Here is a 14,949-nt window from a genome sequence, read left to right on the forward strand (position 1 = left end):
CGCGGAGGCCGGACTCAGTCATGAGGGACGACTGCGACCGGGCAGCGGCCGTGGTGGATCGCGGCCTGCACCACCGGCCCGAGGTGGGGCGGCGCCAGGGGGGCACGATGCCTGCGACGACCCACGACCAGCAGGGCGGCGCCCTCGCCGGCCTGTACGACAGCTCGTGCGGGGCTCTCCAGCCGGACGCCGTCGGTTGCGTCCACCTGCGGGTACTTCGCCTGCCACGGATACAAGGCCGCGCGCAGCTGTTCGTGCGCCTGTCGCGTCAGCTCCTCGCTGATTCCGTGGTCCACCCCCCAGGGCACTCGTGCGTGGAGCGGCACGCTGCGACCGTGGACGGCGAGGAGCGGGACCCCCCTCGCCGCAGCGGTGTGAAAGGCGAAATCGAGCAGCTCGTCCGAGGATCCGTGCAGCTTCAGGGCCACGACGACACGGGTCGCGGGCGCCACCGGCTGCGCGTGGTCCCGTGGTTCGGCGCGTACCAGGACCACGGGACGCTCCGCACGTGCCACGACGGGCATGCTGATGTCCCCCAGGAAGTAGCTCTCGACGGGCTCCAGTCCCCGGGAACCGAGGACCGTCATCTCCGACTCCGAGGCTGCCTGAAGCAGGGCGTGCTGGGCGTCGTCGGCCACCAGGTCCGCGACGACGGAAAGTCCCGGATGCCGTGCCTGCAACTCCGTCTGCGCGGTACGCACAAGACGCTTCGCCCAGTAGTTCTGATCGGCTTCCGCGGGGACGCTGGTCGGTTCCTGAGCGAGCGTCGGCCAGGCGTGCAGCAGCCGCAGGGGGAGCTTGCGCCGCTCGGCCTCGTGGGCGGCCCAACGTGCGGCGGCCAGACTCTCGGGTGAGCCGTCGAGGCCCACGGTGACGACTGGTTGCATGGCGGCGGCCTCCGTCTCGTAAGAAGCTGGAGGGGACGGGGACGACCCGGCGGTGCGGTTGCCCGGGACGTCGCCTGCCCGCCGGGCGCGATGAGTTCTCCATTCGAGGATCCCCCGGACCTCGCCACGGCGCATGCTGACGCCTCACGAGGACCGGAACCGTGGCATGGGTCAGGAGAGGAGACGGGCACGGTGACGATTCCCCTGGTGGTGGGTGTCGACGGGTCCGAGCCAAGCCTGGAGGCGGTCGACTGGGCCGTCGCCGAGGCGGACCGGCACGGGGTCCCGCTCCATCTGCTGCACGCGGCGGCCGGTGAGCAGGAGGCGTCCGACGTGATCAGCGCCGCCTCGGCGCGTGTCAGGCGGGGTGGCCCGGCGGTGCAGCTGTCCAGCGAGGTGTCGCACGAGGACGCGGCCTCCGCGCTGGTGGACCACGGCCGCAATGCCTTCGCGCTGGTCCTGGGGGACAGGGGGCTCGGAGACCTGCCCGGCCTGCTCCTCGGTTCGGTCAGCCTCGCCGTGGCGGCACGCGCCGACTGCCCGGTGGTGGTGGTCCGGGGCTCCCCGGAGCATCGTTCTGGACGCTTCGGAAGCGTCGTCGTGGGTGTCGAGGACGGGGAAGGCAGCGGCACGGCCGTGGACTTCGCGTTGCGCGAGGCCCATGCACGCCGTTGCCGGCTGCTGGCGGTGCACGCCTGGACAGCACCGTCCGGTGCCTGTACGACACCGCAAGCCGCGTCGTGGCAGCTGGAGGCCCATCGGCGCCCGCCGGCACAGGTGCTGGACGACGCTCTGCGCCACGCTTCGGAACGGTATGGCGATACCACGGTGAGCCGTCGCTTGATCGAGAAACCGGCACGCCGGGCGCTGCTGGAGGCGGCATCGGCAGCGGATCTGCTGGTGGTGGGCGCCAGGCGGCGCCTGGGGCATCCGGGTCTGCAACTCGGCCTGATCAACCACGCGCTGCTGCACCACGCACCCTGTCCCGTCGCCGTCGTCCCCCAGGTGTGAACGCTTCCAGGGCCGGTCGCCGGCCCTCAGGGACATTCGGCCCCGTGTCCGAGGACCGCTGCGGTTCGATCGTGAAAGTGCCCGGGGCCTGCAGCAGGACGCGGAGGCTAGGAGAGAACGATGTCGCACACAGGACAGTGGAAGGTACGTCTCGACCTCTTCGAGGAGGACGACGGTACGACGAAGGCGCATCTGGTGCTGGACACCGGAACCACGGAGTTCAGCGGCCACGGAGCCGCGCGCTGCAATCCGACGGACACCAACGTGCCGGAGATCGGCGACGAACTGGCGGCGGGCAGGGCCATGATCGACATGGCTCACCAGCTGCTGGAGACCGCCGACCGTGACGTTCAGGGAATGAACACCCCCGGGCCCGGTACCCGTCAGACCACCGGACGACCGCTGTGAGTCATGGGTTGCGGGCGTCGTCCGTCCGGAACTCGATCTGCGTGGTGACCGACACCACGCCGTCGACACCATGGCACAGATGCTCGATGACGGGAATCAGACTCCTTTGCTCCACCGTTCCGGCGAGTGCGACCCGCCCGTCGTGCACCTCCACGGTGACGTCTCGTGGGTCGATGCCCAGGGTGCGCCGCAGGAGGTCACCGGTGATCTCCTCGCGGATGGCCTCGTCACGGCGCAGGAAGATCCGGAGCAGATCCCCACGGCTGACGATGCCCAGGAGCCGATCCGCCTCGTCGACCACGGGCAGCCGCTTGACGTGCTGGGTCTCCATGAGGCGGGCCGCCTCGACCACGGTCCACTCCGGCCGGGCGCAGACCGCGGGCGCGGACATCAGTTCCTGTGCCAGGGACCCCTCGGCCTTGGCACGCTCCCACGCCTCCAGATGCGGCACAGGAGCTCTCCCGGAGGGGTCCGCCTGGTCGGCGCTCTTGCGCAGCAGATCGGCCTCGGACACCACACCCATCGGACGGTCGAGTTCGTCCACCACGGGTACGGCGGTGACGTCGTTCTCCTCCAGCAGTCTGACGAGCTCCTTGAAGGGCGTGTCGGGCCGTGCCCGGACGACGTCCCGGGACATGAGTTCGTGGACTGTTCGATGGTGCATGGTGCCTCCCAGGTGCGGGACACTGCCTCGCGGGGGCAGGAACCGCCGTCCTGTGCGGCGGTGTGGCGCGCGTGGCAGGTTGGATACATCACCATTCTGAGGAGAGGGCGGCGATCATGCGAGCTCACCTCGGCGACCAACTCGTGATCGAGAGTCCGGCGACCGGCGGCGCCAGGCGTGACGGCGAGATCGTCGGACTCCACCACGAGGACGGCACGCCCCCCTACGACGTGCGCTGGTCGGACACGGACGAAGTGACGCTGGTGTTCCCCGGGCCCGACGCCCACGTCCACCATCTGGAGTACGAACAGCCAGGACACACGCACCGGCCTGACACGGCGGAGGAGTTGAATGCGTCCGCCGCCGTCCCGCCGACCGGAGGACCCGGCCCCGGCGACATCGGCCGGCGGGTGGCCACCGAGCGCCGCAGACAAGGACTCACCAGGGAGGAGACGGCCGGCCGCGCCCGGATGTCGCCCGGCTATCTCGCGTATCTGGAGGAGGGGCCCGCCGCCCCGTCCTTGGCGACGCTCATCAGGCTGGCCGACGCGCTGGGCACCACGACCGCCGCTCTGCGTGGCGGAGGCATCGATCTCCCGCCCGGTCAGGGCCACGCACTACTGCACCCCCGGCTGCGGGACCTCAGCCTCGAGGAGTGCCGCACCCTGCTCTCCACACACGGCGTGGGGCACCTCGCGGTGACGACGTCCGAGGGCCGCCCGGCGGTCGTCCCGGTCAACTACGCGGTGGTCGATGACACCGTCGTCTTCCGGACCGCGCCCGACTCCGTGGCGGCCGCGGCGGCGGAGACAGAGGTCGCCTTCGAGGTCGACCACGTGGACGAGGCGCTGAGCCAGGGGTGGAGCGTGCTCGCCGTCGGCCCCGCAAAGGTGGTGACGGACCCCGAAGCCGTGCGCAGGCTCACCCGGCGAGCACACACGATGCCGTGGGCGGGCGGCGAGCGCGAGATGTGGGTGGCGATCCGGCCCACGAGCCTGACGGGTCGGCGGATCACCCCGGCCGACCGGTAGACCTCGCGGCTCATTCGCACCGAGGGACCGGCCCACCGCGTACTCCTCGAGGCGTCGTCCGAGGCCGATCTGGTCGTCGTCGGGGCTCAACGCCGCCACGGCACCTTCGGTCTGCAGCTCGGCAGGGTTGCTCACACCCTGCTGCACCACTCGGAGTGCCCGGTCGCCGTCGTCCCCCAGCCGGTTTGAGGCCGACGCGACTTGTGGGCTCACCGGGACAGGGACAGGTGGCGGATGTCGGAGTGGACATGGGAGTGGACGAGCCACGATCCCGCCGCCGAGCGGCTGCGTGAATCCCTTTGCACGCTCGGCAACGGATACTTCGCCACGCGGGGCGCGGTGCCGGAGTGCCGGCTCGGCCTGGTGCACTGTCCGGCGACCTACGTGGCCGGTTGTTACAACCGCCTGGAGTCGACCGTGGCGGGGCGGCAGGTGGTGAACGAGGACCTGGTCAACGTCCCCAACTGGCTGCCTCTTCGGTTCCGTATGCGCAACGCGGAAGGAGGGTGGGGCCCTTGGTTCTCCCCCGGCACCCACACCCTCCTCGCCCACCGGCACACCTTGGATCTGCGACGCGGCACGCTCAGCCGGTCCGTCCGTCACAGGAACGACGACATGGGGGTCATCGGCGTCGAGCAGACCCGCCTGGTGCACATGGCCGATCCACATCTGGCCGCGCTGCGAACGGTCTTCACGGCCGAGGAGCGATGGGGAGAAATCGAGGTCCACAGCGGTCTGGACGGCGCGGTGATCAACGGGAACGTGCACCGCTACCGCGGTCTGAACCATCACCATGTGACCCACGTGCGCACCGGAGCACGAGAGCCTCGGACGGTGTGGCTCACCTGCCGGACCAGGATGTCGGACGTCGTTGTCGCTCTCGCCGCCCGAACGACGGTCGTCCCGGCAGAGGTTGTGGCCGCTTCGGAGCTTCGCCCGTCCCGCCATGGTGCCGTTCACCGCCTGGTCGTCCCGATCGGTCCCGGTCAGCCGGTCACCGTGGACAAGGTCGTGGCGCTGCACACCTCACGGGACACGGCGATCAGCGACCCGCTGGGCGAAGCGGTCGACCGCGTGTCGGCTGCGGCGGATTTCCTCGGTCTGCTGGATTCGCACGTCGCCGCGTGGGAGCGCCTGTGGCGACGCGCGGACATCCAGGTGCCCGGCGAGGCCGGCCGCATCCTGCGCTTCCATCTGTTCCATGTGCTGCAGACGCTCTCACCGCACACCGCCGACCTGGACGTCGGCGTTCCCGCCCGAGGACTGCACGGTGAGGCCTACCGGGGTCATGTGTTCTGGGACGAACTCTTCGTCCTGCCCTATCTCAACCTGCACTTCCCGGAAGTCTCCCGGGCACTCCTGAACTACCGCTACCGGCGGCTCCCCCGAGCCTGCGGATCGGCGGCCTCGGTCGGCCGGTCCGGGGCGATGTATCCATGGCAGAGCGGAAGCAACGGGCGTGAGGAGTCACAGGAATGGCATCTCAACCCCGTCTCGGGCCGCTGGCTGCCGGACAACTCCCGGCTCCAGCACCACGTGGGCTCGGCGATCGCCTACAACATCTTGCACTACTGCGAGGCTTCCGGTGACACCGAGTACCTGTGCACAAGGGGCGCGGAGATGCTGCTGCAGATCGCCCGCTTCTGGGTGGACCTGGCCGTCCTCGACCCCGGCATGAACCGCTACCGAATCCGTGGCGTGGTCGGCCCCGACGAGTACCACGACGGCTATCCGGGTGCCGACCGGCCCGGCTTGGACGACAACGCGTACACCAACGTCACCGCCGCCTGGGTCATCACCCGCACTCTGGAACTCCTGCGACGACTCCCCGCATGGCGCCGTGAGGAACTGTTCCACCGGGTCCGGCTGAACACCGACGAGCTGCCCGAGTGGGAGGAGGTCTCCCGTCGCCTGCGGGTGCCGTTCCACCGCGGCGTCATCAGCCAGTTCGACGGCTACGACGCCCTCGCCGAACTCGACTGGGAGGCCTACCGCACCCGCTACGGCGCCATCCGGCGACTGGACCGCATCCTGGAGGCCGAGGGCGACACGGTCAACCGCTACAAGGCGTCCAAGCAGGCCGATGTCCTCATGCTCGGTTACCTCTTCTCACCCGCCGAGCTGAGGGCCCTGTTCAGGCGCCTCGGTTACGATCTGGACGATGACGTCTGGCGCGGCACCGTTGACTATTACCTGCAACGCACCAGCCACGGCTCCACGCTCAGCGAACTCGTCCACGGACTCGTCCTCGCCAAAGCCAGACGGGCGGACGCGTGGCGGTACGTCCATGAGGCCCTGGAAGCGGACATCGCAGACGTGCAGGGCGGAACCACCGGCGAGGGCATCCACCTGGGGGCCATGGCCGGGACCCTGGACATGGTCCAGCGTGGCCTGACAGGGCTGGAGACCCGCGAAGACGCCCTGTGGCTGAACCCGGTGCCCCTCCCGGCGCTCTCCGAGTACGGCTTCACGGTGCACTACCGCGGTCATTGGGGCGTCGGCATACGACGGAGGAGCGGACAACTGGAGATCAGCGTCCCGGAGTCCGAGGAGGCACCCATTCGCGTGATGCTGGCCGACCGCGCGGTGACCGTCACCCCCGGGGAGACATGCACCCTTGTCCTGCCCGAAAGCTGATCGGTGGGGCAGGAAACGGGACGGCATCGTCCGGATCGGCAGCGAACACCGGAAACCCGGGACGCGGACCGGAGGCGGCTCTGTCACCCGTACGACCCAGCAGGCGGCTGGCGTAAGGCGGCGCCCGCCGGGCATCCGCTTGTTCGGGCTCGCTGGGCAGCCTGCGGTGTTCTGCTTCGTGTCTCGAGTGGGGGGCATGATCCTCGACGGTGTACCAGCGCCTCCTGCCGGGAGCGCCGGACCGGACCTGGCCGCCCGCAAGCAGCGGCTGCGCCGGCGCCCTCGCCGACCGCGCCCGGGCGGGCGTGCGGGTGCGCGTGCTGCTCGACGGCTTCGGCGCCAAGGAGATCGAACAGCGGCTGCTGGACCTGATGGACGCGGCCGGTGTCGAGGTGGCCTGGTTCCGCAGACCCGCGCGGCTGTCTCCGTTCAAACAGAACCACCGCTGCCACCGAAAGGCCCTCATCGTCGACGAGCAGACCACCTTCACGGGGGGTGTCGGCATCGCGGCGGCGTTCGCACAGAACTGGGCGGAGTGCCACGAGGAACTCTTCGACGACCGCGACCGCTTCGTCGAGCACCCGCAGCCGGGCCGGTCGGTGGTCCAGGTCGTCCGCGGCTCCGCGAGCATCGGCTGGCAGGACATGCAGACCCTGATCAGGGTCATGCTCACCTCCGAAACTTGAGTGCGTCGACAGCTCACTTGATCGCCGTGGTCTTCCTCCTGCGGTTTGGGCCCGGTGTTCCCAGTGACTGAGAACGGCTGTCGCGGTGATCGCAACGGTCCCACACCTGCGGGGCACTCAACCGGGCACGGCATGGGAGTTGTTGCCGTTCTTCACCGCCGGAGCATTCTGCCTCTGCTTCGACGTGCGACGACTGTTCCGATCGACTGGACAGGCATGTGATGATTCGTCGGTCCGGGGTCGGCAGAAGCGCCCGCCGACCGGATGCATGCCGACCGCAGCGCGTCCTGTTCCCGTGGTTCAGGCACTGGATGCGCCCGATCGAGGGTACTTGGCGAGTATCTCCTGGAGCCGACCCACGAACCGGAGCGATTCGTCGTGCTCACGCTGCCAGACGTTACGGCCGAAGATCAGCCCGGTCGCGCCGGCCTCCATCGATTGTCGTGCCTTCTCCAGCATGGCCTCGTCGCCCGCTTTCTCCCCGCCGGAAACCAGCACCAGGGTGCGGTTCGCCGACCGCACCACCGCGTCGATGGCCTGCTGGGGGGAGAATTCGCGCTGATAAGCGTCCTTGACTCCGGTCACCTTCTCCGGATGGGGGAAGTTCACCTTGACCATGTCAGCACCGAGTTCACTGGCGGTTCGCGCGGCATAGTCGACGGCGTAGAAGGAATCCCTGCCGCCCTTCTCCTCGATCGCCGCGCCGCGTGGGTATGCCCACACGATCAGCGGCATGCCGAATCGCTGAGCGTCCTCCCGGACCTGGCGAAGCTGCCGGAAGTCCGTCTCCTGTGCGGGGCTGCCGACGTACAGCGTGTATCCCACGGCATCCGCTCCGAGGCGGACCGCATCGGCGACGGAGGCGTGCAGCGGGGACAGGGCCTCGACGTCGGCGGGGATGTCGGTCTTCCCGTTCAACTTGAGGATCAGGGGAACCTCGCCGGCGTAGTCCCAGTAGAACTTCTCAGCCAGCCCGATCTGGACGGCGATCCCGTTGAACCCTCCCTCCAGCGCCAGCCGAATGATGTACGCCGGGTCACTCACGACGGGATTGTCGAAGAAGTCCCGCGGACCGTGTTCCAGTCCATGGTCGTACGGCAGGAAGATCGCAGTACCGTTGCGCAGGCCGTGCTGGTGAAGGATCCGGTTGAGGCGGGTCTTCTTCCCCGTGCCAAGCCCGGCGCCATTGATGCCTTTACCTGGTTGCCTCTTCATGCCACAAGATTGGCATTCTGGGTGAATCAACCGGCAGGGCCGTTCGGTCCCGTGCACGGGACCGAACGGCGCGCCCGGATCCCGTCATAGACCGGAGGAACCGCTCGAGCTCACGAGGACCGACCTTGCCGTGGGGCCCGGCTGCCGTACAGCTGAGGGTTCTCATCCTGGGCCGGCACTCGACCTGGTGCGGGGCGGCTCAGCGACCGTCAGGTACCGAAGAACACGTCGAACTCCGTGTAGAGCTCCTGGGGGACCCGCTTGGTCGCCTTTGTGGCCTCGGCGAGCGGGATACGCGTGATGTCCGTGCCGCGCAAAGCCGTCATCATGCCGAAGTCGCCGTCCTTGACCGCGTCCACGGCGTGCAGACCGAAGCGGGTGGCGAGCCACCGGTCGTACGCGCTCGGCGTGCCGCCCCGCTGGACGTGCCCGAGAACCGTCGTGCGGGCCTCCTTCCCGGTGCGGTGCTCCACCTGCCGGGCCAGCCAGTCGCCGATCCCGGACAGGCGTACGTGCCCGAACTCGTCGCGGGACTCGTCCTTGACCACCATCTGTCCGGCCTTGGGAACGGCTCCCTCCGCGACGACGACGATCGGCGCGTAGTTGATCTCGAAGCGTTTCTCCACCCAGGCACACACCTGGTCGAGATCGAACTCCACTTCCGGTATGAGGATCGCGCTCGCACCCCCGGCTACGCCGGCGTGCAGAGCGATCCACCCGGAGTGGCGTCCCATCACTTCGACGACAAGCGTGCGCCTGTGGGACTCCGCGGTGGTGTGCAAGCGGTCGATGGCCTCGGTCGCGATGCCGACGGCGGTGTCGAAACCGAAGGTGTAGTCGGTGCCGCCCACGTCGTTGTCGATGGTCTTGGGCACGCCCACCAGGTTGACCCCGGCATCGGACAGTGCGGTCGCGACACTGAGCGTGTCCTCGCCGCCGATGACCACGAGAGCATCGATCGTGTGTGCGGCGAGAGTGCTGTTGATGCGGTCGATGCCGTCCTCGAGCCGGAGGGGGTTGGTGCGAGAGGAGCCGAGAATCGTGCCGCCCAGCGGAAGGATTCCGCGCACGGCCGGGACGTCCAGAGGCATGGTCACGTCCTTGACGGCACCGGCCCACCCGTCGACCATCCCGACGAACTGCCAGGCGTACTCCTGCGCGCCTTTGCGTACGACGCTGCGGATCACCGCATTGAGACCGGGGCAGTCGCCGCCACCGGTCAATACTCCCACCCGCATGACTGCCCTCCTTGCCTTCACCCGTCGTGATCACGCAAGCCGCAGAACGGCGGCGTGATCACGTTCGCCGACCTCGGGCGCCACCGGCCCGGTCCTGAGTGAGCCGGTGCCTGTATGGAGATCTGTCTCCAGCTTGACCCCACCCGGGACGGAGCGCACTGTGTGCTCCCCTCTCGTCGGCTCCCGAAAACGCGGAGCCCTGTCGGCAGCGCTCAATGGAAGTTGGGGCGATGGCGCTCGAGTGCCACATGACGCTTTGGGGGAGAATGGTCGGGTGAGCGCACTGCACCGTCGGGCGGCCATGATGAGCGAGCACAGTCAACAACCCACGCCGCTGTCCGCGCCCAGACTGCGCTTGGGTACCGAGCTGGAGCGGATCGCCGAGCAGCTCAGGGCGCTGGCCCGAGCCCAGGACGAGTTGCACGACCTATATGAGGCGGTCCTGAGCCGAGAGGTGGAACTGCCCGTTGTCCTGGAATTGATCGTCTCCACCGCGATGGAACTGGTCGGTGCCCGCTACGGTGCGCTCGGCGTGCTGGACGAGAAAGGCGAGAGCCTCACGCTCTTTCTGCCGGTGGGCCTGTCGGAGCGCGAGCGGGCCGGCCTGGCCGGGGTGGAGCTCCCCAGGGGGCGCGGTCTGCTCGGGCATCTGATCACCCATCCCGTACCGCTGCGTGTCGACGGCATATCCACTCACCCCGGCTCGGCAGGCTTTCCGCCCGGTCATCCGCCCATGCGCACCCTGCTGGGCGCTCCGATCACCATCCGCGGGAAGATCTACGGGGATCTGTATCTGTCCGAGCGGCGCGACGGACGCCCCTTCGACGGCCGGGACGAGGGCCTGATCGTCGCACTTGCCGGCGCTGCGGCCCTGGCCATCGACGACGCCCGCCTGTACGAGCAGGCGCGGCGCGACGCCGAACGGTTCCAGCGCCTCCTCCTGCCGCGCCTGCCCGACCACCTGTCGCCCTTCGACGCCGCTGCCGCCTACCGTGCCGCCACCACTCCGGACCACGTGGGCGGGGACTGGTACGACGCCCTGCTGGTACCCGACCGGGCCTGCGCCGCGGTCATCGGCGATGTGGTCGGACACGACCTGCAGGCAGCCGCCGCCATGGCTCAGACCCGCAACATGCTGCGGGCACTGCTGTACGACCGCCGCGCCTCGCCCAGCGCCATCCTCACTCACCTCGACCGCGCTCTCCAGGCGATCACCGAGAGTCCCGTGACCACCGCATGCCTGGCCCGGATCGAACGGACGCGGTCGGCCGGCTGGACGCTGTGCTGGAGCACGGCGGGCCACCCTCCGCCTCTGGTGATCACCTCCGATCGCCAGGCGTGCTACCTGTCCGCCGATCCCGACCTGCCCCTCGGGATCGACAGCGCCCAACCACGGCACAACCACACGCACCCCCTGCCCCCGGGCGCCACGGTGGTCCTCTTCACTGACGGGCTCGTCGAACATCGGGAGCAATCGCTCGATGTGGGCCTGCGGCGCCTCACCGTCATCGCCGCCGCCCACGCCGACCTGTCCCTTGCCGATCTCGTCCGTAGGCTGATCGACGAACATCCCAGCGACGGTCATGACGACATGGCGATACTCGCCCTTCGCGCCCCGCACGTCTGACCATCGCCGCACAGCCTGGAGGAGAGGTCTTCGGGCCATCCGCCCTCTTGCGGGCGGAGAACGCCGTGCCGGGGCAGGCCGGTTGGTCCGGGATCCCCCGCTCCAGTGCCGGGCCGTCGAGCCGAGCCGGCGGGGAGCCGACAACCCGACCGATCACGACACCGAGCGTCCGCGACGAGAGACTGTTCGTGGCGCTTCCCAGGGGACAGGCAGTCGGCAGCCTGTGCTCCGCAGCAGCGGGTTTGCGATCGTCGTGAGGCCGGACGAACATTCTTTTAGGGCCCAACGGCCGACACCAAGCCTTGAAACCGCGCCCCCGGATGCTGGGTGTGACGCTCACAGCCATTACGTGTCCCGCGGAGGTGGCGAGGTGCAGGAGGCTTGAGAACCGCTCCATAGCCGCAGGCAGTTCTCCAGGGTCGGCGGGGCGGAAGGCAGAGCGGAAGGAGTCCGCCCATGCGCATCCTCGTGGACCTGAATCGATGTCAGGGGTACGCACAGTGCGTGTATCTGGCGCACGAGGTCTTCAGGCTGAGTGGTCAGGAGGCGCTCACCTATGAGCCGAACCCCGATGACGAGCGGCGTCTGCAGGTCGAACGAGCCGCTGCGGCATGCCCCGTGCAGGCGATCATGATCGACCGCTTGGACGGCGCGGAGGGAAGCACGACGTCATGACCTTGCCACCAACGGTCGCCGCGCTGGTGCGCGAGTTCAGAGCCAGTGGCCGGATCGTCATCGTGGGTGCATCGATGGCCGGGTTGCGAGCCGCGGAAGCACTGCGCGAGGAGGGCTTTACCGGTTCTCTGACCATCATCGGGGACGAGCCGTACGAGCCCTACGACCGCCCCCCCGCTGTCCAAGCAGGTACTCAAGGGCTGGGTGCCGGCCGACCACACGAAGCTGCCCCGCATGCGGGAAGTGGATGCGGACTGGCGGCTCGGGGTGGCCGCCACCGGGCTGGACCGGTCCACCAAGCAGGTGCGCCTGGCCGACGGTGAGCAGGTTCCGTACGACCGGCTGCTGATCGCCACGGGCACCCGCGCGCGACAGTGGCCGAACCCGGCCGAGGCCGCCCTGCACGGGGTCCACACCATCCGCTCGCGTGATGATGCCGCACGGCTGCAAAAGGCGCTGGCCGAGCCGCCGTCGCGGGTCCTGGTCATCGGCGCCGGGTTCATCGGCTCGGAAGTGGCCTCTGTCTGCCGCGAACTCGACATCCCCGTGACCGTCGTCGAGCGGGGTTCGGCGCCGCTGGTCGGCGCCCTCGGCGGGGTGATCGGGGAGATCGCCGCGCAGATGCAACGCGATCACGGCGTGGACCTGCGCTGCGGGCTGGGCGTCTCGTCACTGGAGGGCGACCTGGGCGGACACGTGCGGCGGGCTCAGCTCTCGGACGGCACCACCGTCGACGCCGACGTGGTGGTGGCCTCGCTGGGGTCGATCCGCAACGTGGAATGGCTGGAGGGCTCCGGGCTGGCGACCGGTTTCTGGGGTGTGGGGTGCGACGCCGGCGGTCGTGCCTTCGACATCAACGGCGTGGTCACCGACAGCATCTACGTGGCAGGGGACGTGGCGCGTGCACCGCATGTGCTGTACGAGTACCAGTTCCTCGCGATGGAGCACTGGGACAACGCTGTTTTCGGCGCCGAGGTCGCGGCGCACAATATGGTGAACCTCGAACCCCACTATCGCCCGCATCTGCTGCTTCCCGGCTTCTGGTCCGGTCAGTTCGGCGTCAATATCAAGTCAGTCGGCGTGCCGCCTTTCGGTGACGAGATCGTCTTCACGCAAGGATCTATCGCGGAGCGCCGCTTCGCGGCCGCCTACGGCCGCCGGGGCCGCATCGTCGCCGCCGTCACCTTCGATCACGGCAAGTGGCTGGAGTACTACGGAAAGCTGATCGAGCGATCCGGCCCGTTCCCGCCTCCGCCACCGGGCTGGGACCAGCCGCCCGACATGAAGCCGACGCCGGCCGACTTCCCGGAACGCGGCGCCCCTGGGGCGGCACCCGACGTCGTCCTGACCGGCCACGACCCGGGCGAGCGGACGGCCGAATTCCGGGCTCGGCGTCACTGACGAGCCATCCCGGTCAAGCCGTGTAGGCGGACAGCAACGACAGTAAGAAGGAGGGGAGCCTCGTGGTCGAGGAAACCCCCTGGCAGCAGGCCCTCCGCTACGCCAACCGTGCCAATCCGTACCCGTTCTACGAGGAACTGCGCAAGACACCGGTGGCGCGGCAGCCGGACGGCACCTATGTCGTCAGCACCTACCAGGAGATCGTCGCGCTGCTCCACGACCCCCGGGTCAGTTCCGATCCAAGAAAATGCCCCGTCCCGGTCGCGGCCCAGTCAAGGGGCTCGGCGGAGCCAGTGGCCGAGCCGATCAGGGAGGCACTGACCGAGCCGAACACCATCACCTGCGATCCGCCCGAGCACGATCGGGATCGCCGGATGATGATGCCCCATTTCGTCGGATCGCCTCCTTCACCTCACCTGATCGCCGACCTGGAGCCCGAGATTCGGCGAATCGTGGACGGCCTCCTGGACAACATGAGAGGCAAGAACCGCATGATGTCGTCGATGAGTTCGCCTATCCCCTGCCGGTGACGGTGATCTGCAAAGTTCTAGGCGTGCCACTGGAGGACGAGCCACGCTTCCACCAGTGGATAGAAACGGCCCTGGACTCGTTGGACTTCGGCCCCGAGGCCGCCCTTGCGCTGACGGCCGTCCTACGACGAGTGACGCCGCCATACGGGCCAGCATCCGGCGGCTCTCCTGCTCGGCGATGGCGATGCGTTCCTCGGGAAGGGCGCGTCGCCCCCGGAGCTCGGGGCTGGACGCCGGGTCCGTCAACCGGGCTGCGGCCGCCCGGGAGGCGTTCACCGCCGCCAGGGCGGTCTCGATGCGGTCCGCCGCTCGGCGGTGCGCGACTGGACCGAGGCCGGCGTCTGGCCGCAGTTGCACGAGGTGCTCCTGGCAGAACTGCGGGCCGCGGGCTTGCTCGACATGGACGATGTTGCGATCGACGGCTCGCACGTCCGGGCCTTGAAGGGGGGGGCTGACACCGGCCCTTCGCCGGTCGACCGGGCCCGGCCCGGCAGCAACCACCATGTGATCGTCGATCGGCACGGCACTCCCTTGGCCGCTTCGCTGACCAGCGGAAATCGTCACGATGTCACTCAGCTCATGTCTCTGCTGGACGCGATACCCCGCATCGCGGGGTCCGTGGACGGCCACGTCACCGGCCCCGTCGACTGTTCGCCGACCGCGGCTACGACGACGACTCGTACCGTCGACTGCTCCGAGCCCGCGGCATCACGCCGGCGATCGCCCGCCGCGGCACCCCGCACGGATCCGGACTGGGCAAGACACGGTGGGTCGTCGAGCGGACCTTCGCCTGGCTCCACCGATTTAAACGGCTCCGCATCCGCTACGAGGTACGCGCCGACCTCCACCTCGTACTGCTCCAACTCGCCTGCAGCATCATCTGCTTGAGGCGCCTACGATCCTCATTCTGAAACCATCAGTAAGCCGCTGGCCCGTAAG

Annotated in this window: 11 protein-coding genes and 4 pseudogenes; 11 read left to right on the forward strand and 4 right to left on the reverse strand. The window is 68.9% G+C overall.

Features of this window, described 5'->3' with window-relative positions; all coding sequences use genetic code 11:
• Positions 1-14: 14 nt before the first annotated feature.
• Complete coding sequence (locus ACZ7FF_RS05515; RefSeq protein WP_470809751.1) at positions 15-887, reverse strand: universal stress protein; 873 nt, start codon at positions 885-887, stop codon at positions 15-17.
• A gap of 192 nt (positions 888-1,079) precedes the next feature.
• On the opposite strand from ACZ7FF_RS05515, the gene ACZ7FF_RS05520 reads away from it, so the two are divergent.
• Together ACZ7FF_RS05520 and ACZ7FF_RS05525 are read left to right on the forward strand one after the other, a co-directional pair.
• Positions 1,080-1,898: a universal stress protein gene (locus ACZ7FF_RS05520; RefSeq protein WP_470809753.1), complete on the forward strand. Its 819-nt coding sequence runs from the start codon at positions 1,080-1,082 to the stop codon at positions 1,896-1,898.
• A 120-nt stretch (positions 1,899-2,018) separates the two neighbouring features.
• On the forward strand, positions 2,019-2,306 hold the full coding sequence (locus ACZ7FF_RS05525; RefSeq protein ID WP_470809755.1) for a DUF1876 domain-containing protein: 288 nt from the start codon (positions 2,019-2,021) through the stop codon (positions 2,304-2,306).
• 1 nt (position 2,307) lies between these two features.
• Here the strand turns inward: ACZ7FF_RS05525 and ACZ7FF_RS05530 are convergent, their stop codons facing one another.
• Positions 2,308-2,970 carry a CBS domain-containing protein gene (locus tag ACZ7FF_RS05530; protein WP_470809756.1) on the reverse strand — a complete coding sequence of 221 codons (663 nt, stop codon included), beginning with the start codon at positions 2,968-2,970 and terminating at the stop codon, positions 2,308-2,310.
• 116 nt (positions 2,971-3,086) lie between these two features.
• Here ACZ7FF_RS05530 and ACZ7FF_RS05535 point away from each other — a divergent pair, with 116 nt between their 5' ends.
• The 4 genes and pseudogenes from ACZ7FF_RS05535 to ACZ7FF_RS05550 form a co-directional block, all read left to right on the forward strand.
• On the forward strand, positions 3,087-4,001 hold the full coding sequence (locus ACZ7FF_RS05535; protein ID WP_470809758.1) for a pyridoxamine 5'-phosphate oxidase family protein: 915 nt from the start codon (positions 3,087-3,089) through the stop codon (positions 3,999-4,001).
• 21 nt (positions 4,002-4,022) lie between these two features.
• A pseudogene (locus ACZ7FF_RS05540) lies at positions 4,023-4,190 on the forward strand (universal stress protein); the annotation flags it as partial.
• 45 nt (positions 4,191-4,235) lie between these two features.
• Positions 4,236-6,638 carry a glycoside hydrolase family 65 protein gene (locus ACZ7FF_RS05545; RefSeq protein ID WP_470809760.1) on the forward strand — a complete coding sequence of 801 codons (2,403 nt, stop codon included), beginning with the start codon at positions 4,236-4,238 and terminating at the stop codon, positions 6,636-6,638.
• A gap of 272 nt (positions 6,639-6,910) precedes the next feature.
• A pseudogene (locus ACZ7FF_RS05550) lies at positions 6,911-7,315 on the forward strand (phospholipase D-like domain-containing protein); the annotation flags it as partial.
• A gap of 309 nt (positions 7,316-7,624) precedes the next feature.
• Here ACZ7FF_RS05550 and ACZ7FF_RS05555 read toward each other — a convergent pair.
• Positions 7,625-8,539, reverse strand: a complete 915-nt coding sequence (locus ACZ7FF_RS05555; protein WP_470809762.1) for a class I fructose-bisphosphate aldolase — start codon at positions 8,537-8,539, stop codon at positions 7,625-7,627.
• Positions 8,540-8,748: 209 nt separating this feature from the next.
• Entirely contained in the window at positions 8,749-9,777 is a 1,029-nt protein-coding gene (locus tag ACZ7FF_RS05560; protein WP_470809764.1) for a 6-phosphofructokinase, read from the reverse strand.
• Positions 9,778-10,081: 304 nt separating this feature from the next.
• Here ACZ7FF_RS05560 and ACZ7FF_RS05565 point away from each other — a divergent pair, with 304 nt between their 5' ends.
• The 5 genes and pseudogenes from ACZ7FF_RS05565 to ACZ7FF_RS05585 all read left to right on the forward strand — a co-directional run.
• Complete coding sequence (locus ACZ7FF_RS05565; RefSeq protein WP_470810573.1) at positions 10,082-11,404, forward strand: PP2C family protein-serine/threonine phosphatase; 1,323 nt, start codon at positions 10,082-10,084, stop codon at positions 11,402-11,404.
• A 456-nt stretch (positions 11,405-11,860) separates the two neighbouring features.
• Entirely contained in the window at positions 11,861-12,079 is a 219-nt protein-coding gene (locus ACZ7FF_RS05570; RefSeq protein ID WP_470809765.1) for a ferredoxin, read from the forward strand.
• A pseudogene (locus ACZ7FF_RS05575) lies at positions 12,076-13,480 on the forward strand (NAD(P)/FAD-dependent oxidoreductase). The gene ACZ7FF_RS05570 and the pseudogene ACZ7FF_RS05575 overlap by 4 nt, the downstream one beginning before the upstream one ends.
• 62 nt (positions 13,481-13,542) lie before the next feature.
• Positions 13,543-14,010, forward strand: a complete 468-nt coding sequence (locus tag ACZ7FF_RS05580) for a hypothetical protein (protein WP_470809767.1) — start codon at positions 13,543-13,545, stop codon at positions 14,008-14,010.
• A 315-nt stretch (positions 14,011-14,325) separates the two neighbouring features.
• A pseudogene (locus ACZ7FF_RS05585) lies at positions 14,326-14,921 on the forward strand (IS5 family transposase); the annotation flags it as partial.
• Positions 14,922-14,949: the final 28 nt, after the last annotated feature.

It is taken from the genome of Streptomyces sp. NPDC037126, assembly GCF_055605965.1.

Coding starts and splice junctions, on each gene's coding strand:
- ACZ7FF_RS05545 (WP_470809760.1), top strand. CDS start 4,236: ATGTCGGAGTGGACATGGGAGTGGACGAGCCACGATCCCGCCGCCGAG.
- ACZ7FF_RS05535 (WP_470809758.1), top strand. CDS start 3,087: ATGCGAGCTCACCTCGGCGACCAACTCGTGATCGAGAGTCCGGCGACC.
- ACZ7FF_RS05555 (WP_470809762.1), bottom strand. CDS start 8,539: ATGAAGAGGCAACCAGGTAAAGGCATCAATGGCGCCGGGCTTGGCACG.
- ACZ7FF_RS05530 (WP_470809756.1), bottom strand. CDS start 2,970: ATGCACCATCGAACAGTCCACGAACTCATGTCCCGGGACGTCGTCCGG.
- ACZ7FF_RS05560 (WP_470809764.1), bottom strand. CDS start 9,777: ATGCGGGTGGGAGTATTGACCGGTGGCGGCGACTGCCCCGGTCTCAAT.
- ACZ7FF_RS05570 (WP_470809765.1), top strand. CDS start 11,861: ATGCGCATCCTCGTGGACCTGAATCGATGTCAGGGGTACGCACAGTGC.
- ACZ7FF_RS05565 (WP_470810573.1), top strand. CDS start 10,082: ATGAGCGAGCACAGTCAACAACCCACGCCGCTGTCCGCGCCCAGACTG.
- ACZ7FF_RS05515 (WP_470809751.1), bottom strand. CDS start 887: ATGCAACCAGTCGTCACCGTGGGCCTCGACGGCTCACCCGAGAGTCTG.
- ACZ7FF_RS05525 (WP_470809755.1), top strand. CDS start 2,019: ATGTCGCACACAGGACAGTGGAAGGTACGTCTCGACCTCTTCGAGGAG.